The organism is Sulfitobacter pontiacus (assembly GCF_040790665.1).
GTDB lineage: Bacteria > Pseudomonadota > Alphaproteobacteria > Rhodobacterales > Rhodobacteraceae > Sulfitobacter > Sulfitobacter pontiacus.
On record NZ_CP160849.1, the window covers coordinates 1,271,327 to 1,294,343 of the forward strand.

Here is a 23,017-nt window from a genome sequence, read left to right on the forward strand (position 1 = left end):
ACGCACATGAGCGTGAGCGCGCCTGTTAACGCTTGTTTGATTTGAAACTGCGACTTTCGAGCCATATACGACAGTATTATACTAGGTTGTAACTACCTTCAGGAGACATCTGATGTCTGATAAGAAATTTACCCTTTCGTCGCGCCGTGCTTTCCTTGCTGGCAGCGCCGCGATGCTGGCAACGCCCGCGCTGGCGCAAAGCAGCGTCAACAGCGAAGCGACCACGGAGACGGAGCGTGATCTGACCGAGACCGTGCGTCGCAACACCTCCAGCTTCCGCACGCTGGATTGGCAGCCTTACTTCAGCGACACCAAGAACGGGGCGATTCTTGTCGATATCGACAGCCGCGCGGTGCATTACTGGTCCGAGGATCAGTCGATCTACAAACTATACCCCTCAAGCGTACCGCTGACCGAGGAACTGACCCGCCGTGGGCGTACCAGCGTGATCCAGAAGGTCGTCGGGCCCACATGGCGTCCGACCCCGTCGATGCTGGAACGCAACCCAGAGTGGCCAGCGGTGATCGGGCCGGGCCCTGACAACCCCTTGGGCACCCACGCGCTGTACCTGAGCTGGACGTACTACCGTATCCATGGCACGCATGACACACGCAAGATCGGGCGTCGTTCGTCGAATGGCTGCATTGGCCTGTACAATGAACATATTGCTGAACTTTTTGGCATGGCGAACGTCGGCACCCAAGTGTTGCTTATTTGACAACTTTTTAGCGATTGTGGTGCTCAAAAGCTGAATCCGGGTTTGCAATTACCCGCTGATGCTGTTTAGAAAGTTTTACGAGGTAAGTCTTGGGCGCGTGCTATCACACTGTGAAGTACGCCTTTTCTGGAGGTTATGTTATGAAGAAACTCGTTCTCGCCGCTGCTCTGACAGCTGCTGCATCGAATGCATTTGCTGGTTCGCTGGCAGAGCCAATCATCGAAGCACCCGTCATCGTTGAAGAGTCCACCTCTTCTTCCTCGGGCATCCTGATTCCTCTGCTGCTGCTGGCCGTTGTTGCTGCTGCAGTTGCTTCCGACTAATTCGGTCGAAGTTTCAGTTAGAAAAAGGCGGTGTTCTACACCGCCTTTTTTTATGTCTGCCGTTTAGCGTCAGATGACAAGCAGACAAAAGAAAAGCGCCTGTAACGACAGGCGCTTTCTTTGTTTTCAGGTCCGACCCGTGCGGGGGATTAGTCGATCCAGCCTTGCAGGTTTTCCTCAATCACATTGGACAGCGCCTTGATGTGCAAGTCGTCGTCATTGAGGCAGGGGATATAGTGAAACTCCTCCCCGCCCGCGTGTTCAAAGCTTTCCTTGATCTCTTCGTTGATCTCTTCCAGCGTTTCGATGCAATCGGCTGAAAAGGCAGGGGCGCAGACCGCGATCTTTTTGTTACCGGCTTCGGCCTGCCGCGCGACCTCTTCCACGGTATAGGGCTGCAACCATTCTTCGGGGCCGAATTTCGACTGGAAGGTCGTCATGATCTGGGTGTCGTCCCACCCCAGCCGTTCCTTCAGCAGGCGCGTCGTTTTCTGGCATTGGCAGTGGTAGGGATCGCCCTCCATCAAATAGCGCAGCGGGACACCGTGATAGGAACACAGCAGCTTGTCGGGCTTTGTCTCCATCTTGGCGTATGCCTTCTCGATCGAGGTGGCGAGCGCTTCGATATAATCGGGGCGGTCGAAATAGGGTTCAACCGTGCGGGCGGCGGGCTGCCATTTCTCTTTGGCGAGCGCCGCGAAAAACGCGTCATTCGCGGTGGCAGAGGTGGCACCGGCGTATTGCGGATACAGCGGGAAGAACAGGATCTTCTGGCAGCCCGCAGCGGTCATCGCCGCCACCTTGGATTGGGTCGACGGGTTGCCGTAGCGCATGCAGTAATCGACCATGACTGCGTCACCATACCGCGCCTGCATCGCGTCTTTTATCTTCGCGGTTTGCTGTTTGGTGATGGTCATCAGCGGGCTTTCCCCGGCCTCGTGGTTCCAGATCGACTTATACGCGGCACCGCTGGTGAAGGGGCGTTTCGACAGGATCACCAGCTGAAGCAGCGGTTGCCATTTCCACGGGCTGTAGTCGATCACGCGGCGATCCGACAGAAATTCCGATAGATAACGGCGCATTGACCAGTAATCATAGTTGTCCGGCGTGCCGAGGTTCGCCAGCAGGATACCCACCTTGGGGGCGGGCACGGTGGGGTGGTCAGGTTGTGCATGGGCTGGGCGCTGCTGCGTCATCTGGCATTCCTTTTCTGCGTTTAGCGCTGAGATAAACGGTTATGGTCGCGCGTCAATCGCGCAGCGGCGTTTCCGCCGTGGCCAGCGCATCGGCCAAGCGCTGCTGCGCAGAGCCGGGTCGCAGGGGTTTGGGCTGGCTGTCCGCCGGTGCCCAGCCCGCCAGAAAGACCAGTTCAAAGCTTGCTTTGATGCGCCCCTCTGGCGCGGCGTAGTGGTCGCGGTAAAGCTGCCCCGCCGCGTCAAAGATCGCGCGGCCACTGGGGCGGCGCAGGCGGCTGGTCAGGGCGTTGGCCTCTCCCATGGCGCGCAGGTCGCGCATCAGGTGCCAGATATCGCTGTATTCGGTCGTCAGCGTCACGGAATCCGCCACCGGCAGCGCAAGCCCCGCCCGTTGCAGCAGCCCGCCGATATCGCGCAACTCGGCCATAGGGGCGATCCGCGGCGACAGCCCGCCGGTGATCGACGCCTCGGCCTGACCCAGACAGGCGCGCAGCTCGTGCAGGGTCTGCCCGCCGAAACCAACGCTTAAAAACAGCCCGTCGGGTTGCAGGGCACGGCGTGACTGGATGATCTGACCGACGGGATCATTCGCCCAATGCATCCCCATCGCATGGACCACCAGATCATGCGCGCCCTGGGTCAGCGCAAGCGTATCGGTGTCCTCCACCAGCGTCGCGGAGGGGTGCAGCGCGCCCCAGACCTGCGGGAAGCCGGTGACAATCGCTGCGGACGTAAAGGTTCTGTTAACCAGCGACAGCCGATCATCGACCTCTTCAAGCGCGGCGCGGTGCAGGAACAGGGCGTCATCGGTGGCGCGGCGGCGGTTGCGGGTCAGCGCCGCGCGATCGGTCAGGGTGTGTGAAGCGTTCATGAAAGGATAATAAGATCATGCGAGACCAGTTACAAACCGCTGTTGCGCTGATTTATCCGCCGTCCTGTCTGGCGTGCGGGGCGTGGGTGGCTGCACATGGGGGGCTGTGCGGCCCGTGCTGGCGCGACACGGGGTTCATTGAAGGTGTGGTCTGCGAGACCTGCGGTATTCCCTTGCTGGGCGATGTGTCCGAGATAGACGTGCGCTGCGACGCGTGCCTTGCCGCGCCGCCGCCGTGGGACCACGGGCGCGCAGCCCTTTTGTACCGAGATACCGGCCGCCGACTGGTGCTGGCGCTGAAACACGGCGACCGTCAGGACATCGCCAAACCCGCAGGGCACTGGATGGCGCGGGTGATCGCGCCCTTCGTCACGCCTGAAACTTTGGTGGTGCCTGTGCCGCTGCATTACGCGCGGCTGTGGAAGCGGCGGTTCAACCAATCGGCCTTGCTGGCCCGTGCGCTTGCACGCGAACACAAGCTTGGGTGGTGCCCCGACGCGCTGCGCCGGACCCGACGCACCGCCGCGCTAGAGGGGAAGGGACGTCGCGAACGCTTCGCCCATCTGGATGGCGCGATCACCGCCCATCCCTGCCGCGCCGACCTGCTGCGTGACCGTCCGGTGCTGCTGGTGGATGACGTGATGACATCGGGCGCGACATTACATGCGTCGGCGCGGGCCTGTCTGGACGCACGCGCAGGGCCAATCTGCGTTGTGACACTGGCAAGAGTGGCAAAAGATACTTAAGTCTTGATCCAACCCATTTGTTGAAAGGACATCAACATGCAACCTGTTGAGATCTATACCTCCCCGCTGTGCGGCTTTTGCCATGCCGCCAAACGTCTGCTGAATGAAAAAGGCGTGAGCTTTGCCGAGGTCGACGTGCTTGCCCAGCCAGAGCGTAAGTCCGAGATGATCGAACGTGCCAATGGCGGGCGCACTGTGCCGCAGATCTTTATCGGCGACACCCATGTCGGCGGCTGTGATGACCTTTACGCGCTTGAGCGTGCGGGCAAGCTGGACGCTTTGTTGGCCTCCTGATGCAGGCGGCGCTGATCCAGCTGAACGTCAGCGATACACCGGCCCGCAATCTGGCGGGCACGGTAGAGATGGTGCGCGATGCCGCGGCGCAGGGGGCGGCGTTTGTCCTCACGCCAGAGGTCACCAACTGCGTCTCGACCAGCCGCGACCACCAGCGCAGCGTGTTGCAGCACGAAGACGATGACATCACCCTCGCCGCCTTGCGGGATGTGGCGCGAGAGGCGGGCATCTGGCTGCTGATCGGGTCGCTTGGGCTGAAAACGCGGGATGCGGACGGGCGCTTTGCCAACCGGTCGTTCCTGATTGATCCGCAGGGGCAGATCAAAGCCCGCTACGACAAGATCCATATGTTCGACGTGGATATCGACGCGGGCGAAAGCTACCGCGAATCGGCGGGCTACCGCCCCGGCGATCAGGCGGTTGTGGCGCAGACGCCTTTCGCCAAAATCGGGATGAGCATCTGCTATGACATGCGTTTTCCCAAGCTCTATCAGGCGCTGGCGGATGCGGGGGCGACGATCCTGACCATGCCCGCCGCGTTTTCGCCCGTGACCGGAGCCGCGCATTGGCACATGCTGCTGCGGGCCCGTGCGATCGAGACAGGGTGTTTCGTGTTAGCCCCCGCGCAGACCGGCACCCATGCCAGCGACAGCCACAAGACCCGCGACACCTACGGCCATTCGCTGGTTGTTGCCCCGTGGGGCGAGGTGCTGCTGGATGCGGGCACCGCGCCGGGCATTTATCCGTTCACGCTGGACATGGCGCGTGTACAAGAGGCACGTACCCGCGTACCCAGTCTTGCCAACCGGCGGGATTTCAAGGCACCTTAGTAACGGCTTATGACGGAAAATCGAAACTCACTTGCGATCACGTTGATCAGCGAATTGCTGTCGGCTGATCAACGGATGCGCAACCGGCTGACCCGGGCGCTGCCCAAAGGCATGGAGATTTCGCATTTTTCGGTGCTGAACAATCTGGCCTGGCATGACGGCGAAAAGACCCCCGCGCAGCTGGCCGAGACGTTCAATGTCACCCGTGGCGCGATGACGAACACGCTGAATAAACTGGTCTGGGCGGGCTATGTTCATATCCGCCCCGATTGGGACGATGCGCGGCGCAAGATGGTGGCGATCAGCCCCGCAGGCCGCAATGCGCGGGATCATGCGATCCGGCAAATCTCGCCGTTGATCAATGATGTGGCCGATGATCTGGGCGAGGCGCAGGTGCGTGCCACGCTCGATACCCTGCGCGCCCTGCGGCGCCAGCTGGAAGGCTGACGCCGGTTTGGGTCACTCTGGCTTCAGGCTGGCGGTGACATAGTTCACGCTCAGGTCACGATCGGACAGACGCCACGACCATGTGATCGGGTTAAACACGAAGCCTTTGCGATCCACCGCCGTCAGGCCCGCCTTGTGCAGCAGGTCAAAGAGTTCATCCGGCGTGATGAATTTCGACCATTCATGGGTGCCCTTGGGCAGCCAGCGCATCACGTGCTCTGCCCCGACAATCGCCATCATAAAAGACTTGGGGTTGCGGTTCAGCGTCGAACAGATGTGCAGCCCGCCGGGTTTCAGCAGGGTGCGGCAGGCGATCAGATAATCGATGGGAGAGGCGACATGTTCGACCACCTCCATGTTCAGCACCACGTCGAATTGTTCCCCCGCTTCGGCGAGCGCCTCGGCTGTGGTGTGACGATAGTCGATGTCGAGCCCCGATTGCTGCGCATGGACCTGCGCGACGGGGATGTTGCCTGCTGCGGCATCGGCACCGACCACGGTCGCACCCAACCGCGCCATCGGTTCCGACAGCAGCCCGCCGCCGCAGCCGATGTCCAGAATCCGCAGCCCGCGAAACGGTTCGGGCGATTTCAGGTCACGGTCGAACTCTCCGGCGATTTGGGAGGTGATGTAATCGAGCCGGCAGGGGTTGAGCATATGCAGCGGCTTGAACTTGCCGTTCTCGTCCCACCATTCGGCGGCCATGGCCTGAAACTTTTCGATCTCGGCGGGGTCAACAGTGCTTTGAGGCGCTTGCATTCTGATCTCTCTGTGCTCTTTTGGGTCCAATGACTATATAGGGCTGTAATGGACAAAATCCCGGACCAAAAGCGCGCAGTGCAATATCTTCACCCGCCGATCGACCCGTTCGATCAGCGGATGATGGATGTGGGCGATGGTCATTCGATCTATGTCGAACAATGCGGCAACCCCGATGGCATTCCCGTCGTGGTCCTGCATGGCGGCCCCGGCGGCGGGTGCAGCCCGTCGATGCGGCGCTATTTCGATCCGGCAAAATATCACGTGATCCTGTTTGACCAGCGCGGGTGCGGGCGGTCCAAGCCATTTGCCTCGGTCATCAATAACACCACATGGGATCTGGTCGCGGATATCGAACGCATCCGCAAAGCGCTTGGCATCGAGAAATGGATCGCTTTTGGTGGCAGCTGGGGCGCGACGCTGGCGTTGATCTATGCCGAAACCCACCCCGAGAGGGTGCGCAACATCATCCTGCGCGGCGTTTTCATGATGACGCAGGCGGAGCTTGACTGGTTCTATGGCGGCGGCGCGGGCAAGTTTTGGCCCGATCTTTGGGCGCGGTTTACCGGCCTGATCCCCGAAGCCGAGCACGGCGATCTGATCGCGGCCTACCACCGCCGGCTGTTCTGTGGCGACCGCATGACCGAGGTGAAATACGGCAAGGCCTGGGCCGCGTGGGAAAACGCGCTGGCCTCGATCCATGCGTCGGGCGGGTCGTATGAGGGCCCGGGGGAATATTCGCGCACCTTCGCCCGGCTTGAGAATCACTATTTCACCAATGCCGGATTTCTTGAGTTTGATGGCCAGATCCTTGCGCATGTGGACCGCATTGCCCATATCCCCGGCGTGATTGTGCAAGGCCGCTACGATATGATTTGCCCCCCTTCAAGCGCGTATGAACTGGCGCAGGCTTGGCCCAACGCCGAGCTGAAGATGGTGCGCAATGCCGGTCACGCGCTGTCTGAACCCGGCATCAGCGCCGAACTGGTGCGCACGATGGACAGGATTGCCGCGCAATGACCCGCTCTTTGATGGATCGCCGTGCTTTATTTGCTTCGGGTGCTGCGGCGGCCTTGCTGGCGGCGACAGGTGTGTCGGCGGCATCCATGCCCAAAGCGGGCGGGCGGTTGCGGATGGCGCTGTCGGGGGCGGCGCGCAGCGATAATTGGGGGCAGGGCGATGGCCTGTTCATGCAGGTGGCGCGGCAGGGGCTGATCTTTGATACGCTGACAGAAATCGCCGCTGACGGCACCCTGCGCGGAGAGCTGGCAACAGCCTGGCAGGGCAGCGCCGACGGACGCGTCTGGCTGGTCGATCTGCGCAAGGATGTGCTGTTTCACGATCAACGTCCCATGACCGCGCGCGATGTTGTCGCGTCCCTCGCGCTGGACGGTGTGGTAGAGGCGACGGGCCCCCATCAGCTGCGCATCACGATGGATGCGCCCGCGATGGACTTGCCCTTTACGCTGGCGGACCCGCGTCATGTGATCCGCGCCGCCCACGCGATGGACGACGGCATCGGCACCGGCCTGTACCGTCTGCGACGATTTACGCCGGGTCAGCAGGTTTTGGCCGAACGTGTGGCAGATCACTACAAAGGGCGCAGCGCCGGCTGGTTCGATACGGTTGAACTGGTGTCCATTCCCGCGCAGCAGGTTCGTGCGCAGGCGATGGCTGAATATCTGGTCGAAGCGGCAGACCTGAATGATGGCGAAGCCCTTCAATCCTATGATGATATTGCCTTGCTGCCCCATGCACGCGGGGTGACCCATGCGGTGTCACGCAGCATCGCCATGCCCCTGCGCACCGGCCAGCATCGCCCGCTGGACAACCTGCGCGCCGCCGAACGCTGGTGGCTGGCCTAAGCCGGGCAGGCACACGGGGCTTGCAGTTTCACATATACGGGCGTATATGACGTCTCAACAGCGGCGCATCGGGGTCCACACCTGAGGCTCCACCGATCTTGAACACGGGCCGCGCGCCCGTTTTTTTGTGCCTGCTCGAAACTGCAGGATGATAGTGAGATTATGAACAACGACCTGATTGCAAAAGCAGCCATTGATCGCCGCATGGCCGAGATCATCACACCGGTGATCGAGGATATGGGGTTTGAACTGGTGCGCGTTCGCCTGATGTCGGGCAAGTCGACGACGTTGCAGGTGATGGCAGACCGTCCCGATGGCGGTATCGAGGTGGACGAGCTGGCCCTGATCAGCCAATCCATCAGCGCTGTCATGGATGTCGAGGATCCGATCCTTGATGAATACACCCTTGAAGTGTCGAGCCCCGGCATCGACCGCCCGCTGACGCGGCTCAAGGATTTCGAGATGTTTGAGGGCTATGAGGCCAAGATCGAAACCGGCGAACTGATCGACGGCCGCCGCCGCTTTAAGGGCGAGCTGGCAGGCGTCGAGGATGACGAGGTGCTGATCAACGTCGAGGAAGGCACCATCGGGCTCAAGTTCGATTGGCTGACCGACGCCAAACTGGTTCTGACCGACGATCTGATCAAAGAAATGCTGCGCCAGCGCAAAGCGTCCGGTGCGATTGACGAAACCAAATTCGATGACATCGAGACCGAAGGGTCCACCGAGGGAGACGACTAAATGGCCATTACATCTGCCAACCAGCTGGAACTGCTGCAAACCGCCGAGGCTGTGGCCCGCGAAAAGATGATCGACCCCAATCTCGTGGTTGAAGCGATGGAAGAATCGCTCGCTCGGGCGGCGAAGTCGCGCTACGGCGCTGAGATGGACATTCGCGTTTCCATCGACCGCAAGACCGGTCGCGCGACCTTTACCCGTGTGCGTACGGTTGTGGCCGATGACGAGCTTGAGAACTATCAGGCGGAGTTCACGGTAGAGCAGGCCAAGCAGTATATGGCCAACCCCGAAGTCGGTCAGGAATTCAGCGAAGAAGTCCCACCGGTTGAAATGGGCCGTATCGCCGCACAATCCGCCAAGCAGGTGATCTTGCAGAAGGTCCGCGAAGCCGAGCGTGACCGCCAGTACGAAGAATTCAAGGACCGCGCCGGCACGATCATCAACGGTCTGGTCAAGCGCGAGGAATATGGCAACGTTATCGTCGATGTGGGCGCTGGCGAAGCGATCCTGCGTCGCAACGAGAAAATCGGCCGCGAAAGCTATCGCCCGAACGACCGTATCCGCGTGTACATCAAGGATGTGCGCCGCGAACAGCGTGGCCCGCAGATCTTCCTGAGTCGCACAGCGCCCGAGTTCATGGCCGAGCTGTTCAAGATGGAAGTGCCTGAAATCTATGACGGCATCATCGAGATCAAAGCCGTTGCCCGTGACCCCGGTTCGCGCGCGAAAATCGCTGTCATCTCTTATGATGGCTCCATCGACCCTGTGGGGGCCTGCGTTGGTATGCGCGGCAGCCGCGTTCAGGCCGTTGTGAACGAGCTTCAGGGCGAAAAGATCGATATTATCCCGTGGAACGAAGACCAGCCGACGTTCCTTGTGAACGCGCTTCAACCTGCTGAAGTCTCCAAGGTTGTTCTGGACGAGGAAGCCGGCAAGATCGAAGTCGTCGTTCCCGAAGAACAACTGTCGTTGGCGATTGGCCGTCGTGGTCAGAACGTGCGTCTGGCATCGCAGCTGACCGGTCTGGACATCGACATCATGACCGAAGAGCAAGAGAGCCAGCGCCGTCAGGCCGAGTTCGAACTGCGCACCAAGCTGTTCATGGACAATCTGGATCTGGACGAATTCTTTGCCCAGCTTCTGGTCTCCGAAGGGTTCACCAACCTCGAAGAAGTCGCCTATGTCGAAGTGGACGAGCTGCTGGTCATCGACGGTGTTGACGAAGACACCGCAAGCGAACTGCAAGCCCGCGCCCGTGACGTGATCGAAGCGCAGAACAAAGCGGCGCTTGATGCGGCGCGCGCCTTGGGTGTGGACGACACGCTTATTGAATTCGACGGTCTGACACCCCAAATGATTGAGGCACTGGCCAAAGACGACGTTAAAACGCTCGAAGATTTCGCGACTTGCGCGGATTGGGAGCTGGCCGGCGGCTGGACTACCGTGAATGGCGAACGCACCAAGGATGAAGGGACACTTGAACCTTTCGATCTGTCGCTGGAAGATGCGCAAAAGCTGATCATGACCGCGCGCGTCCTGCTGGGCTGGGTCGATCCTGCCGAGCTTGAAGCGGATGATGTCGACGAAGAGTTCGATGCCGACATCGAGACGGACGAGGAGGCCGAGGCCTGATCGCGGGGCCTTGGGGAACGATATGACACGTGGTGGCGTTTCTAAAGACCGGCAAGACGGTCCCGAACGAAAGTGTATCGCCACTGGCGAGGCGCAGCCCAAAAACGGGCTGATCCGCTTTGTCATTGGTCCCGACATGCATGTTTTCCCGGATATTATGGGGAAACTGCCCGGTCGGGGGATGTATGTGTCAGCGGATCGGGCCGCGTTGGAAAAAGCGGCCAAGAAGGGTCTGTTCGCCCGCTCGGCCAAGCAACCTGTCAAGGTTGCTGATGATTTGGTGGATGAAGTTGAAAAGCAACTTGTACGCCGTGTGGTTGACCTGATTTCGTTGCAACGCAAGGCGGGCAAGGCCGTTGCGGGCTACGAAAAAGTCAAAGGTTGGCTGCAAATGGAAGAAGCCGAAGTGTTGATCCAGGCAGTAGATGGATCGGGCCGCGGCAAATCGAAACTAAGCACGCCGCATTACGGCCATTACATTGGCTGGCTGACGGCAGACGAATTGGGTTTGGCTTTCGGACGCCAAACTGTGATACATGGGGCGCTCGCCTCTGGTGGTCTTACCTCTCGTGTTGTAGAGGAGGCTCAGCGGTTAAAAGGCGTGCGCATAAACGAGGGTGGCAACGGTCACCCGAAAGGATAGACGAGCTTCATGAGCGATAGTGACGGCAAAAAGACATTGGGCCTGCGGGGAGCGTCTTCGCGTCCCGGCAACGTAAAGCAAAGCTTTAGCCACGGGCGGACGAAAAACGTCGTGGTCGAGACCAAGCGCAAGCGCGTTGTGGTGCCCAAACCTGCTGGCGCAAAAGCCGGCGGCGGTAGTAATCCATCGCTCGGGGATCCCTCCAAGCGTCCGGCAGGGATCACCGATTCCGAAATGGAACGCCGGCTGAAGGCGGTTCAGGCTGCCCGCGCCCGCGAGGCGGAAGAAGCCGAAGCACGCGCAGCCGAGGAAAAGGCCCGCGCGGAAGACCGCGAGCGTCGTCGTGCCGAGATCGAGGCGAAAGAAGCCGAAGAGCGTGAGCGCGAGGAAAGCCTGAAGGCGAAAGCCGAAGAGGACGAGCGCCGCAAGAAAGAAGCGGAAGCCGCAGCAGCCGCTGCCGCAGCCCCCGCAGCGGCCCCTGCCGCGCCGCGTTCGCCGAACATCAAATCCGGCGCACCGACCCCTGCGGCCCGCAAGAAAGAAGGCGACCGCGAAGAAACCAACAAGCGCAACAAGGGTGGCGACGATAGCCGTCGTTCCGGCAAACTGACGCTGAACCAGGCTTTGTCCGGTGGCGAAGGTGGCCGTCAACGGTCCATGGCGCAGATGAAACGCAAGCAGGAACGCCAGCGCCAGAAGGCAATGGGCGGTTCGGTCGAGCGTGAAAAGGTCGTGCGCAACGTCAACCTGCCTCCGGCGATCGTGGTTTCCGAACTGGCGAACCGGATGGCTGAACGCGTTGGCGCTGTCGTCAAAGCATTGATGACAAACGGCATGATGGTCACGCAGAACGAAACCATCGACGCTGACACAGCCGAGCTGATCATCGAGGAATTCGGCCACAAAGTGGTGCGCGTTTCCGACGCTGACGTTGAAGACGTGATCAAGGAAGCCGAAGACGATCCGAAAGATCTGGTCTCGCGTCCCCCGGTCATCACGATCATGGGCCACGTTGACCACGGTAAGACATCGCTGCTTGACGCGATCCGCAAAGCCAAGGTTCAGTCCGGCGAAGCGGGCGGTATCACGCAGCACATCGGTGCCTATCAGGTCACAACCGACAACGGTCAGGTTCTGAGCTTCCTCGATACACCGGGCCACGCGGCCTTTACCTCGATGCGGTCGCGCGGTGCGCAGGTCACCGACATCGTTGTTCTGGTGGTCGCGGCGGATGATGCTGTGATGCCTCAGACGATCGAAGCGATTAACCACGCGAAAGCGGCCAAGGTGCCAATGATCGTGGCGATCAACAAGATCGACAAATACGAAGCCAACCCTGACAAAGTCCGTACAGACCTGCTGCAGCACGAGGTCATCGTTGAAAAGATGTCCGGTGAAACACAGGACGTCGAAGTATCGGCCACCACGGGTCAAGGTCTGGACGAACTGCTGGAAGCCATCGCGCTGCAAGCGGAACTGCTGGAACTGAAAGCGAACCCGAACCGCGCCGCGGTCGGTGCCGTGATCGAAGCGCAGCTTGACGTGGGCCGCGGCCCCGTTGCGACTGTTCTTGTTCAGAACGGTACGCTGCGTCAGGGCGACATCTTTGTTGTGGGCGAGCAGTACGGTAAGGTCCGTGCGCTGATCAACGATCAGGGCGAGCGCGTGAAAGAAGCAGGCCCATCCGTGCCGGTAGAGGTGCTTGGCCTGAACGGGACACCGGGTGCGGGCGACGTTCTGAACGTTACCGACACCGAAGCGCAGGCGCGCGAGATTGCGGAATACCGCGAAAAAGCCGCCAAAGACAAACGCGCTGCGGCTGGTGCTGCGACGACGCTGGAACAGCTGATGGCGAACGCCAAGGTGAACGAAACCATTAGCGAGCTGCCTTTGTTGATCAAAGCAGACGTTCAGGGTTCTGCCGAAGCGATCGTTCAAGCGATGGAGAAAATCGGCAACGACGAAGTCCGCGTGCGCGTCCTTCACTCGGGCGTAGGTGCGATCACCGACACCGACGTTGGTCTTGCCGAAGCCTCCAACGCGCCGATCATCGGTTTCAACGTCCGTGCAAACGCCTCGGCCCGTGCCTCGGCCAACCAGAAGGGTGTCGAGATCCGGTATTACTCGGTCATCTATGACATGGTTGATGATGTGAAAGCTGCGGCAAGTGGCCTGCTGAGCAACGAGATCCGCGAACACTTCATCGGCTATGCGTCGATCAAAGAGGTGTTCAAAGTGACCGGCGTTGGCAAGGTTGCCGGCTGTCTGGTGACCGAAGGCAAAGCAAGCCGCGCCGCTGGTGTGCGCCTGCTGCGCGACGATGTCGTGATCCACGAAGGCACGCTGAAAACGCTCAAGCGCTTCAAGGACGAAGTTGCCGAAGTACCGTCAGGCCAGGAATGTGGTATGGCGTTCGAGAACTACGAAGACATCCGTCCGGGCGACGTTATCGAAATCTTCACACGTGAAGAAGTCGTGCGCACGCTGGACTAAGTTACACTTCGTCCGATATCTGATGATCAGAAGCCCGGTTAAATGTCCGGGCTTCTGTCGTTTCAAAGACCCGTTTATCTTCGTTAAAGCTCAGCCGGTCGACACAGACCTGATCGTCCGAGATCTTCACAAGGTTGAAATCATTCGGCTCTCCGCGCACGCGCGACGACAGGCTGGTCCCCGCATGCAACTGGATCGCTGTGGTGCCGCCGGATTCGACGGTAAAATTCTCTGCGTGCCACGTGTGAAGGTGCCCCGACAGGATCAGGTTCGCCCCGCAAGACAGCAGCTTTTCCAGCGCGATTTCCGCACCGGGTATGGGCTTTTTCTTGGTATGATTGGGATGCTCTAGCGGGTGATGTACCACTAACACGCGGGCTTTGCGCGCGGCGGTGTCGTCCATCGCCTTGCAGGCATGCGCGATACGCCCTGCCGTGAGCTTCCCCGTCTGCCACGAAAAGCGATCGACCGAGTTGATGCCGATGACGACCATATCGTTATCTTCATACCGCGGCGTCAGATCGGCGTTGATCCATTTGCGATACCTGCGCCATGGCATGAAAAACCGCTGAAACGGGCGGTCAAGCAGGACATCGTGGTTCCCCGGCACACCCAAGACAGGCGCGTTGATCCGCTGGATAAAATTATGCGCTTCCTCGAACTGGCTCCGCCGCGCGCGCTGCGTGAAATCGCCGGATATGGCGACGATATCGGGGTTCAGTTCGTTCACACAAGAGAGCAGCGGTTCCAGCAGGTCGGGGCGATCCTTGCCAAAGTGTAAATCTGAGAGATGCACCAATGTGCTCATCTGACGGCCTCGTTGAATTCGGCAGGAACGATCAGCTGCAGGGCCTCGCGCTGCATGTGCAGTTTGAACGGGCCTTTCATGCGGCTTAGCTCTCCGTCGCGGGCGACAGGGCGTGATTTATGCGGCATCTCAAGCGTGATCTCGTTCCCGCAGTGCATTTGATAGTCGGTTTCACGTTTCGCGACCCCAAGGGCCAGCGCGGCGGCGTGTTTGAACAGCCCCCAGCGGTTGGTATCGGGGGCAACCAGCAGCACCATGCCGCCCTTGGCGATACAGTCTTCGCCGCTCAGCCCCATTTGGTTCAGCTGAAAGGCGTTGCTGATCGCAAAGACCAGCGGTGTCCTATGTTTAAAGGATTTGCCATCAATCGTCACCGTCAGCCTGAGCGGCGCGCGGAGTGTTGCCAGCGCTTTGACCACCGACCAATAGGCCGCGACACGGCTGCGGCCCCAGCGGTCATAGATGCCTTCGCGGGTTTTCAGAATGGCGGCATAGGCCCCGATGCTGGCGTTGTTCAGAAACGCGTTGCCATTGATCTTGGCGATGTCCGTGGGGCGCAGAACGCCCTTGGCGATGACATCCACGGCTTCGTCAACCGTTTCGGGCAGGTTCAGCGAACGGGCGAAATAGTTAAAGGTGCCTGCGGGGATAATCCCCATCTGGTTGGGCACATGCGCCAGCCCCGAGGCGACGCCGCTGATCGTTCCGTCGCCGCCTGACGCGACGATGGTGGCCTCGGGGTTCGCCTCGGCAGTGGATTGCGCCACCTCCCCCAAATCCGCGCCATTGGGCGAGAATTCAACGAAGCTGACGGGAATGTCGTGGTGTTGAAACCTGTCTGAAATCCGGGACTTACGCTCTGTCCCGTCTTGGCGGCCGGAGCCTTTGTTCAGAATAACGATAACACGTTGAGGCTTCATGATTGATCCATCCTTGATGACCTAAGCAAACGCTTGGGGCAGGGGGATGGTTCAGATGTTTTGTGTGTGCCTGATCAGTTCCGGCGCTGGATTGGCTTGCCGGTATAGATCGCGTCATCAACCTTAACCGATACGCGGCCGTCGGGCATGTCGCGGACGAAAATACCCTGGACGGATACGGTGGAACCGATGGTGATTGTGCGAAGCATTGCTTCCTCCCAGAAGAACCTGAAGTTGCATCTTTATAAGCGACAATTTGCCTAAGTCTAGCAACAAAAAAGTCAAGGAAGCAGTATTCACGCGCGTAAAGAAACAGCTGCGAGGTCGCGCTGGCCCTAAAGCCAGTCGCGCAGGATCGGAATCAGGGGAATGTCCGCTGGGGGCATTGGATAATCTTTCAGCGCATTGGCACGGACCCATTTCAGGGTCTGCCCCTCGCGCGCTTGCGGTGTGCCATTCCATTTGCGGCAGGCAAACAGCGGCATCAGCAGGTGGAAATCATCGTAGGCATGGCTGGCAAAGGTCAGCGGGGCAAGGCAGGACGCCCATGTGTCGATGCCCAGTTCTTCTTGCAGCTCGCGGATCAGGGCGGCTTCGGGGGTTTCGCCGGCTTCGACCTTGCCGCCCGGAAACTCCCACAAACCGGCCATGGATTTGCCGGGCGGGCGCTGTGCCAAAAGCACGCGCCCGTCCACGTCGATCAGGGCTACCGCCGAGACAAGGATAACCTTCACGAACGATAGTCCGCGTTGATCTCGATATAGCCGTGGGTCAGGTCGCAGGTCCAAACCGTTGCTTTGCCGTCGCCAAGGCCCAGATCAACGCCGATGGTGATGTTCTGGCCCTTCATATGCGCCGCCGCTGCCTCTTCCGAGTAGTCGGGGCTGCGCCAGCCGTCTTTGGCTACCTCGATATCGCCAAAGCGGATCGACAGGCGATCCCGATCAGCAGCGGCCCCGGATTTACCGACGGCCATCACCACGCGGCCCCAGTTCGGGTCCTCGCCCGCGATGGCGGTCTTGATCAGGGGGGAATTCGCGATTGCCATGCCGTGGGTCTTGGCATCATCATCCGTAGCGGCACCGGTCACGGCGATCTCGACGAATTTGGTCGCCCCTTCGCCGTCTTGCACAACCTGATGCGCGAGGTTCAGCATGACGCCGTGCAGCGCTTCCGAGAACGCATCGCTTTCGCTGGCATCCACGCCCGACGCGCCAGTTGCGGCCAGGATCAAACTGTCGGAGGTCGATGTGTCGCTATCCACCGTGATGCAGTTAAAGGTGCTATCGGTATGGGTCGACAGCATCTTTTGCAGCGCCGGTTGGCTCACAACCGCATCGGTGAAGATATAGACCAGCATCGTCGCCATATCTGGCGCGATCATGCCCGATCCCTTCGCAATCCCCGCGATAGAGACTGTTTTACCGTCAATCTCGACCTCGGCACGGGCCCCTTTGGGGAAGGTGTCGGTGGTCATGATCGCCTTGGCCGCATCGGAAATGCCCTTGTCGGACAACGCGCCCTTAAGGTCCGCCAGAACAGCCGTGATCCGGTCGTGGGGCAGCGGTTCGCCGATCACACCGGTCGATGAGGTGAAAACACGCGATTGGGGAATGTTGCAGACATCAGCAACCGCAGCGGTAATTGCTTCGACCGCGGTGACGCCGCCCTTGCCGGTGAAGGCATTGGCGTTGCCCGAGTTGACCAGGATCGCGGCACCGGTGTCTGATGTCGCGCCGATCTTGGCCTGACAATCCAGAACCGGCGCGGCGCGGGTGGCAGAGCGTGTAAACGCCCCCGCCACCGTCGAGCCCGGGGCCAATTCGGCCAGCATCACATCGGTGCGGCCTTGATACCGTACCCCCGCCGCGATGGTGGCGAAACGCACACCATCGATGACAGGAAGATCAGGGAAGTGATCGGGTGCCAGCGGGGATACAGCGGTGATTTTGCCCATTTGTTACTCCAGCAGGCCGAGGTTGGTCAGAACCGAAGGGTCGATCGAGTCAGCCGCCGAGCGGTCAACATCTGCGGCTTCGGTGGTCTTTTCGATCAGGGTCTGTGCCTTGACCTGACGGACCTGGGTTTCCAGCTCGTCCTTCACGTCTTCGAGCTTGGGTGCTTCTTTCTGGCGCTTGTCGTCCAGTTTGATCACGTGCCAGCCGAACTGGGTTTCAACGGGTTCCGACACAGCGCCGACTTCAAGCTCGGCAACGGCGGTTTCAAACGCGGGCACCATCATGCCGGGCCCGAACCACCCCAAAGTGCCGCCCGCAGGACCGGAAGGACCGGTGGACTTTTCTTTCGCCAGCTCGGCAAAATCCGCGCCTTCATCCAGCTCTTTCTTGACGGCTTGGGCTTCTTCTTCTGTTTCTACCAGAATATGCGACGCGCTGAATTCCTCGGTCGGTTCCGCATCGGCGTAGGCTTCGTCATAGGCGGCTTGCAGCTCTTCCTCGGTGACGTCCTGGGCCATTGCTCTCTCGATCACTTCGCCCGCGATCAGCTGGCGACGTTCGTTTTCAAGCGCCATCTCGATCCGCTTTGGCACTTCGCCGTCAAAGTCTTGCGACAAGGCGGTTTGCTGCACAAGCTGATCCAGAATGCCTTTGAACAGGACTTCGGGGGGAAGCTGTTGATATTGCTCGGGCAGAGTGGCGCGGGCAATGATCATGCTGCCAATCGTGATGTCGGTGCCATTGACCGTGGCAACCACGGTTTCAGCGGTGACGTCTGTCTGCGCATCCGTGTTTTCGGCAGTGTCGTCCTGTGCAACAGCGGGCAGGGCGAGTGAAGCTGCCACCACGAATGGTGCCAGAAAAGTGAGAGGTTTTTGCATGTATCTGTCCTTGGTTTGGCAGCCACAAGGGGCTGCTACATTGACACGGTTTAGTGCGGCCCTTACATCGCCCTATGGGCGCGGCCTTGGCGCACGTTCAGTCTTGTATCTAGGGGCTGTCCGGCGGCTCGGCAAGCAGATGGACGCCTTTGAACATAACTTCGGCAGGAGATTGCATGCTGGGCATCGGAACACTCGCCAAAAAAGTCTTTGGGACCCCAAACGACCGTAAAATCAAGGCGACCCGCCCGCTGGTTGAAAAGATCAACGCGCTGGAAGAAGAATTCTTGGCTTTGACCGACGACGGTCTGAAGCAAAAAACGGAAGAGCTGCGCAAGCGGGCGATTGATGGCGAAAGCCTTGATGATCTGCTGCCGGTAGCTTTTGCGAACTGCCGTGAAGGCGCACGCCGGACCTTGGGTCTGCGCGCCTTTGACACGCAGTTGATGTCGGCGATTTTCCTGCATCAGGGCAACATATCCGAGCAGAAAACCGGCGAGGGTAAAACCCTGACCGCGACGCTGGCCGCTTACCTCAATGCGCTGACCGGCAAGGGCGTGCATGTGGTCACGGTGAACGAATACCTCGTGAAACGGGACGCCGACTGGATGGGCAAGGTCTTTGCCTCGCTGGGGCTGACCACGGGTGCTGCGGTGTCCGGCATGACCGAGGAAGACAAGCGCGCCGCCTATGATTGCGACGTGACCTACGCCACGAACAACGAGCTGGGCTTTGATTATCTGCGCGATAACATGAAGTCTGAGCTGAGCCAGATTTTCCAGAAACAGCACAACTTTGCCATCGTGGATGAAGTCGATAGCATTCTGATCGACGAGGCGCGGACGCCGCTGATTATTTCTGGCCCGTCGCAAGACCGCTCCGAGATGTATAAAATCGTCGACGATGTGATCCCGCTGCTGCAGGAAAGCCACTACGAGCTGGACGAGAAAACCCGTAACGTGACCTTTACCGACGAAGGGAACGAGTTCCTCGAGCAAGAGCTGCACAGCCGCGGCCTGCTGGAAGAAGGGTTAACGATGTATGACCCCGAAAGCACCACCATCGTGCACCATGTGAACCAAGGTTTGCGGGCGCATAAGCTGTTCCAGCGCGACAAGGATTACATTGTGCGCGACGGCGAGGTGATGCTGATCGACGAATTCACCGGGCGTATGATGTCCGGTCGTCGTCTGTCCGACGGGTTGCATCAGGCGATCGAAGCGAAGGAAGGCTGCCAGATCCAGCCCGAGAACGTGACACTGGCCTCGGTCACCTTCCAAAACTACTTCCGGCTTTATGACAAGCTGGCGGGCATGACGGGTACTGCCGAAACCGAAGCCGAAGAATTTGCCGAGATTTACGGGCTGGGTGTTGTCGTTGTCCCGACCAACGTGCCGGTTGCGCGTGTGGACGAAGACGATCAGGTCTATCGTTCGGCGCTGGAAAAATATCAGGCGATGATCGAAAAGGTCAGAGAAGCCAATGCGATAGGCCAGCCGGTTCTGGTGGGTACCACCTCTATCGAGAAATCCGAAATGCTGAGCCAGATGCTGACCGAAGCGGGCATCAAGCATAACGTTCTGAACGCGCGCCAGCACGAGCAGGAAGCGCAGATCGTGGCGGATGCGGGCAAGTTCGGCGCGGTGACCATCGCGACAAACATGGCCGGTCGCGGCACCGACATTCAGCTGGGCGGCAACGTCGAGCTGAAGGTGATTGAAGCGCTGGACGCTGATCCTGATGCCGATCCCGTTGCGATCCGTGAAAAGATTGAAGCGGAACACGCTGACGAGAAGAAAAAAGTGCTCGACGCAGGGGGGCTGTATGTTCTGGCGTCCGAGCGTCACGAAAGCCGCCGGATCGATAACCAGCTGCGCGGCCGTTCGGGCCGTCAGGGTGACCCCGGCCGATCGTCCTTCTACCTGTCTCTCGAAGACGATCTGATGCGTATTTTCGGCTCTGAACGGCTTGAGAAAGTGTTGACGACGCTGGGTCTGAAAGAGGGCGAAGCGATTGTACACCCTTGGGTCAACAAGTCGCTGGAGCGCGCGCAGGCCAAGGTCGAAGGGCGCAACTTTGACATTCGTAAACAGCTGTTGAAGTTCGACGATGTGATGAACGACCAGCGGAAAGTCATCTTTGGCCAGCGCCGCGACATCATGGAAGCTGCCGATCTGCAAGAGATCACCGCCGACATGCGCGAGCAGGTGATCGACGATCTGATCGACCAGTTCATGCCGCCAAAAACCTATGCAGATCAGTGGGATACTCAAGGTTTCCAAGCCTCGGTTGCGGATCAGCTGAACCTTGATGTGCCCGTTGCAGCATGGTGTGAGGAAGAAGGCGTCGACGATGAGGTCATCCGCGAACGTCTTGTCGAAGCCAGCGAAAACATGATGGCCCAGAAGGCTGAACAATTCGGCTCCGAGAACATGCGCAACATCGAAAAGCAGGTGTTGTTGCAGGCGATTGACGGCAAGTGGCGTGATCACCTTCTGACGCTGGAACATCTGCGGTCGGTCGTCGGTTTCCGCGGCTATGCGCAGCGTGATCCGTTGAACGAATACAAGAACGAATCCTTCCAACTGTTTGAAAGCATGCTGGACAGCCTGCGGACCGAAGTGACCCAGAAGCTGGGTCAGATCCGTCCGATGACAGAGGAAGAGCAGCAGCAAATTCTGTCGCAAATGCAGGAACGTCAGGCCGCGGCACAGGTTAACGCCGCGCAGGCGGCGGCAGAGAACAGCGAAGCGCCAGCTTCGACCGCCGCAGCCGCGTCCGGCTCTACCGCTGTGGCGGGGTTCGACGAGAATGATCCAAGCACGTGGGGCACCCCTGCGCGCAATGATGAATGCCCCTGCGGGTCGGGCAAAAAGTTCAAGCATTGCCACGGCAAGCTTGCGTGAATGATCTTCCCCAAGGCTGGTTGCCGGCCTTGGGGGTGCTCCGCACGGTGGGGTAAGATTTAGGTAGGGTCGGTAGACCAAGCTGCGCTTTTCAGCAAACGGAGAGCGACATGCCAATTACCGACAATTTCAATGACTATACCGCAGGATTGACCGGCCCTATTTGCGGGGCCTTTGATATTGTGCCCGACGATACCGCCAACCTGCCGCAGATCACCCGTGGCTTTATGGTCGGTGGGGCCGGTGATGTCGCGGTGACGCTGAAAAGCGGGGATGCAATCACGCTGCCCGGTTTGATGGCGGGGGTCGTCTATCCGTTTCGCATCTCAAAAGTGCGCGACAGTGGCACCACCGCAACGGGGATCAAAGGCCTAGTCTAGCGCCTGTCACCGCGTTAACTGTTGTTGCGCCCTGTCAGTATCCGGTGGGGCGCAGCAGGACGGGCAGAGTGCGCGCGATGATCTTGAGATCGCCCATGAAGCTTGGCTGGCGGGCATAGCGTTCATCAAGCGAGGCGCGTTCGGCAAACAGCAAGATGCCGCGCCCCGACACCTGCCAAAGCCCTGTGACCCCCGGGCGCACCCGTTGGTAAGCGTGGCGGGCATCGCCGTAGCTGTGCAGCTCCGCTCGGGTGACGGGGCGCGGCCCGACCAAAGACATATCGCCGCGCAGTACGTTCCAGATTTGAGGCAGTTCATCAAGGCCGGTGCGGCGCAGGAAATGGCCGCCGGGGATCACGCGCGGATCTTTGGTCAGCTTTTGGTACAACGCCCATTCCAGCGCGCGATCAGGTCGCGCCAATAGAATCGCCGGCAGCGCGGCCTGTGCATCAGGGACCATCGTTCTGATTTTCCAACAGCGGAAAACCTTGCCGGCGCGCCCAATCCTCGGGTGGGCATAAAGACCGCCCTGACCCGTGGATGCCACCAGACAGTATAAAACGATAATCACGGGCAGGATCAGCGGCAGCAGCGCGAGGCTGAGGGCAAGATCGAACACCCGTTTCCCGCCGCCTTCGTATAGCGGCGCCCGACGTGCATGGACATCACTGCCCTGCCGTATCCCGATATCGATAAACGCCATCGTCACCTCTTACCCATAGCAACCAAACACCGGCGCATGTGCCGGTGCGTCAGCTAAAGCAGAGGTATCCTAAGGTGTGGTTAAAATCGGGATGCCGTCAGATCAGAGGTAGTTAAATTCGACCTCGCCATTGTGGATCGTCGCGGCAGTGAGCTTGTCCGTCGCGTAGGCCCCGGTGTCGATCGACACCACGCCGCCCTTGATCATCGGCGTGTCGACGATTGTGTGCCCGTGTACGACCCAGATGCCGTCACGGCGGCGTTTGCGCCCGAAATCCTCATGCCCCCAAAGCAACGTCCGGCTTTCCTGATCCTTGATAGGGATCAGTGGGTTAGCAGCGGCGTGCACAAAGGCGACATTGCCCGACACCCACGAGGTTGGAAGGTTGATCACCCAGTCGAGCAAGGCCTCGCCCATAGCGTCTTGCAGGGCGTCGCGGGCGCGTTCAAGATCGTCACCAGAGGAGGTTTGCGACACGCCCGAGACGCCAAAGCTCGACAAAGTCTGGAGCCCGCCGTACCGGAGCCAGCGCGGACCATTCTCTTTCGGATTGTCGATAAACTTTAGCATCATCTGTTCGTGGTTGCCCATAAGCGTGATGATATCGGGCTGTTCGTGCAGCGCCCGCAGAACCTGCGCGCTTTGTTCGCCGCGGTCGACAAGGTCGCCGACGCAGATCACCTGTGTGCCGTCCGGAGGTTCGGGCAGTCTTTCAAGCAGATCAAAACGCCCGTGAATATCTCCGATCGCAATCACGGGCACATCCGGTGTGATCGGATCGAAATGAGGTTCGGGCTCGGGGTCAGGTTGACGGCGTTTAAACCAACGGTTCAGCATAGGTCTTGGCGTATCCTCTGTGTTGCAAAACTGGCGCAACGAAATGGTAAATCCGTTGATTGGACGGCA

25 protein-coding genes are annotated in these 23,017 nt (G+C 59.7%); 14 read left to right on the forward strand and 11 right to left on the reverse strand.

Features of this window, described 5'->3' with window-relative positions; genetic code table 11:
- The first annotated feature begins 112 nt into the window (after positions 1-112).
- On the forward strand, positions 113-718 hold the full coding sequence (locus AB1495_RS06225) for a L,D-transpeptidase (RefSeq protein WP_037942384.1): 606 nt from the start codon (positions 113-115) through the stop codon (positions 716-718).
- A gap of 140 nt (positions 719-858) precedes the next feature.
- The gene (locus tag AB1495_RS06230) at positions 859-1,041 is read left to right on the forward strand and encodes a hypothetical protein (RefSeq protein WP_005850832.1); all 183 of its coding nucleotides are present in this window, start codon (positions 859-861) and stop codon (positions 1,039-1,041) included.
- A gap of 149 nt (positions 1,042-1,190) precedes the next feature.
- Here the strand turns inward: AB1495_RS06230 and hemH are convergent, their stop codons facing one another.
- Positions 1,191-2,237, reverse strand: a complete 1,047-nt coding sequence (gene hemH / locus AB1495_RS06235) for a ferrochelatase (RefSeq protein WP_009825741.1) — start codon at positions 2,235-2,237, stop codon at positions 1,191-1,193.
- A gap of 52 nt (positions 2,238-2,289) precedes the next feature.
- Entirely contained in the window at positions 2,290-3,108 is an 819-nt protein-coding gene (locus AB1495_RS06240) for an SAM-dependent methyltransferase (protein ID WP_074636691.1), read from the reverse strand.
- 17 nt (positions 3,109-3,125) lie between these two features.
- Here AB1495_RS06240 and AB1495_RS06245 point away from each other — a divergent pair, with 17 nt between their 5' ends.
- The 4 genes from AB1495_RS06245 to AB1495_RS06260 are packed head-to-tail and all read left to right on the forward strand — an operon-like array spanning position 3,126 to position 5,425.
- A complete protein-coding gene (locus tag AB1495_RS06245) occupies positions 3,126-3,854 on the forward strand; it encodes a ComF family protein (protein ID WP_074636693.1) in 729 nt (242 codons plus the stop codon).
- Between the two features lie 36 nt (positions 3,855-3,890).
- On the forward strand, positions 3,891-4,148 hold the full coding sequence (grxC, locus tag AB1495_RS06250) for a glutaredoxin 3 (RefSeq protein WP_005850844.1): 258 nt from the start codon (positions 3,891-3,893) through the stop codon (positions 4,146-4,148).
- Positions 4,148-4,978: a carbon-nitrogen hydrolase family protein gene (locus AB1495_RS06255; protein WP_074636695.1), complete on the forward strand. Its 831-nt coding sequence runs from the start codon at positions 4,148-4,150 to the stop codon at positions 4,976-4,978. The genes grxC and AB1495_RS06255 overlap by 1 nt, the downstream gene beginning before the upstream one ends.
- A gap of 9 nt (positions 4,979-4,987) precedes the next feature.
- Positions 4,988-5,425: a MarR family winged helix-turn-helix transcriptional regulator gene (locus tag AB1495_RS06260; protein ID WP_005850847.1), complete on the forward strand. Its 438-nt coding sequence runs from the start codon at positions 4,988-4,990 to the stop codon at positions 5,423-5,425.
- A 12-nt stretch (positions 5,426-5,437) separates the two neighbouring features.
- Here AB1495_RS06260 and ubiG read toward each other — a convergent pair whose 3' ends face one another.
- A complete protein-coding gene (gene ubiG / locus AB1495_RS06265) occupies positions 5,438-6,184 on the reverse strand; it encodes a bifunctional 2-polyprenyl-6-hydroxyphenol methylase/3-demethylubiquinol 3-O-methyltransferase UbiG (RefSeq protein ID WP_064217204.1) in 747 nt (248 codons plus the stop codon).
- Between the two features lie 48 nt (positions 6,185-6,232).
- Here ubiG and pip point away from each other — a divergent pair, with 48 nt between their 5' ends.
- The 6 genes from pip to infB all read left to right on the forward strand — a co-directional run bounded on the left by pip (position 6,233) and on the right by infB (position 13,555).
- The gene (gene pip / locus AB1495_RS06270; RefSeq protein ID WP_074636697.1) at positions 6,233-7,204 is read left to right on the forward strand and encodes a prolyl aminopeptidase; all 972 of its coding nucleotides are present in this window, start codon (positions 6,233-6,235) and stop codon (positions 7,202-7,204) included.
- Entirely contained in the window at positions 7,201-8,049 is an 849-nt protein-coding gene (locus AB1495_RS06275) for an ABC transporter substrate-binding protein (RefSeq protein WP_074636698.1), read from the forward strand. The genes pip and AB1495_RS06275 overlap by 4 nt, the downstream gene beginning before the upstream one ends.
- A gap of 162 nt (positions 8,050-8,211) precedes the next feature.
- Positions 8,212-8,790, forward strand: coding sequence for a ribosome maturation factor RimP (rimP, locus tag AB1495_RS06280; protein ID WP_005850854.1), 579 nt, complete (start codon positions 8,212-8,214; stop codon positions 8,788-8,790).
- Positions 8,791-10,419 (forward strand): transcription termination factor NusA, encoded by a 1,629-nt coding sequence (gene nusA / locus AB1495_RS06285; protein WP_074636700.1) that lies wholly within the window; start codon positions 8,791-8,793, stop codon positions 10,417-10,419.
- Positions 10,420-10,441: 22 nt separating this feature from the next.
- Complete coding sequence (locus tag AB1495_RS06290) at positions 10,442-11,062, forward strand: RNA-binding protein (protein ID WP_005850857.1); 621 nt, start codon at positions 10,442-10,444, stop codon at positions 11,060-11,062.
- A gap of 9 nt (positions 11,063-11,071) precedes the next feature.
- Positions 11,072-13,555, forward strand: coding sequence for a translation initiation factor IF-2 (infB, locus tag AB1495_RS06295; protein ID WP_005850858.1), 2,484 nt, complete (start codon positions 11,072-11,074; stop codon positions 13,553-13,555).
- A gap of 1 nt (position 13,556) precedes the next feature.
- Here infB and AB1495_RS06300 read toward each other — a convergent pair whose 3' ends face one another.
- From AB1495_RS06300 to AB1495_RS06325, 6 genes are all read right to left on the reverse strand, one after another.
- Positions 13,557-14,363, reverse strand: coding sequence for a metallophosphoesterase (locus AB1495_RS06300; RefSeq protein ID WP_074636701.1), 807 nt, complete (start codon positions 14,361-14,363; stop codon positions 13,557-13,559).
- Positions 14,360-15,283: a diacylglycerol kinase family protein gene (locus AB1495_RS06305; RefSeq protein WP_074636703.1), complete on the reverse strand. Its 924-nt coding sequence runs from the start codon at positions 15,281-15,283 to the stop codon at positions 14,360-14,362. Before AB1495_RS06305 ends, AB1495_RS06300 begins: the two co-directional genes overlap by 4 nt.
- 74 nt (positions 15,284-15,357) lie before the next feature.
- The gene (locus AB1495_RS06310; protein ID WP_005850863.1) at positions 15,358-15,492 is read right to left on the reverse strand and encodes a hypothetical protein; all 135 of its coding nucleotides are present in this window, start codon (positions 15,490-15,492) and stop codon (positions 15,358-15,360) included.
- Positions 15,493-15,618: 126 nt separating this feature from the next.
- The gene (gene mutT, locus AB1495_RS06315; protein WP_005850865.1) at positions 15,619-16,017 is read right to left on the reverse strand and encodes an 8-oxo-dGTP diphosphatase MutT; all 399 of its coding nucleotides are present in this window, start codon (positions 16,015-16,017) and stop codon (positions 15,619-15,621) included.
- Complete coding sequence (gene argJ, locus AB1495_RS06320; protein WP_005850867.1) at positions 16,014-17,240, reverse strand: bifunctional glutamate N-acetyltransferase/amino-acid acetyltransferase ArgJ; 1,227 nt, start codon at positions 17,238-17,240, stop codon at positions 16,014-16,016. The genes mutT and argJ overlap by 4 nt, the downstream gene beginning before the upstream one ends.
- Before the next feature lie 3 nt (positions 17,241-17,243).
- Positions 17,244-18,122 (reverse strand): peptidylprolyl isomerase, encoded by an 879-nt coding sequence (locus AB1495_RS06325; protein ID WP_074636704.1) that lies wholly within the window; start codon positions 18,120-18,122, stop codon positions 17,244-17,246.
- Positions 18,123-18,298: 176 nt separating this feature from the next.
- Here AB1495_RS06325 and secA point away from each other — a divergent pair, with 176 nt between their 5' ends.
- Both secA and AB1495_RS06335 read left to right on the forward strand, forming a co-directional pair.
- A complete protein-coding gene (secA, locus tag AB1495_RS06330; protein WP_074636706.1) occupies positions 18,299-21,028 on the forward strand; it encodes a preprotein translocase subunit SecA in 2,730 nt (909 codons plus the stop codon).
- 110 nt (positions 21,029-21,138) lie between these two features.
- On the forward strand, positions 21,139-21,408 hold the full coding sequence (locus AB1495_RS06335; RefSeq protein ID WP_074636708.1) for a hypothetical protein: 270 nt from the start codon (positions 21,139-21,141) through the stop codon (positions 21,406-21,408).
- A gap of 34 nt (positions 21,409-21,442) precedes the next feature.
- Here the strand turns inward: AB1495_RS06335 and AB1495_RS06340 are convergent, their stop codons facing one another.
- Positions 21,443-22,111 carry a sugar transferase gene (locus AB1495_RS06340; RefSeq protein WP_074636709.1) on the reverse strand — a complete coding sequence of 223 codons (669 nt, stop codon included), beginning with the start codon at positions 22,109-22,111 and terminating at the stop codon, positions 21,443-21,445.
- A gap of 102 nt (positions 22,112-22,213) precedes the next feature.
- Positions 22,214-22,948 (reverse strand): metallophosphoesterase, encoded by a 735-nt coding sequence (locus AB1495_RS06345; RefSeq protein WP_074636711.1) that lies wholly within the window; start codon positions 22,946-22,948, stop codon positions 22,214-22,216.
- Positions 22,949-23,017: the final 69 nt, after the last annotated feature.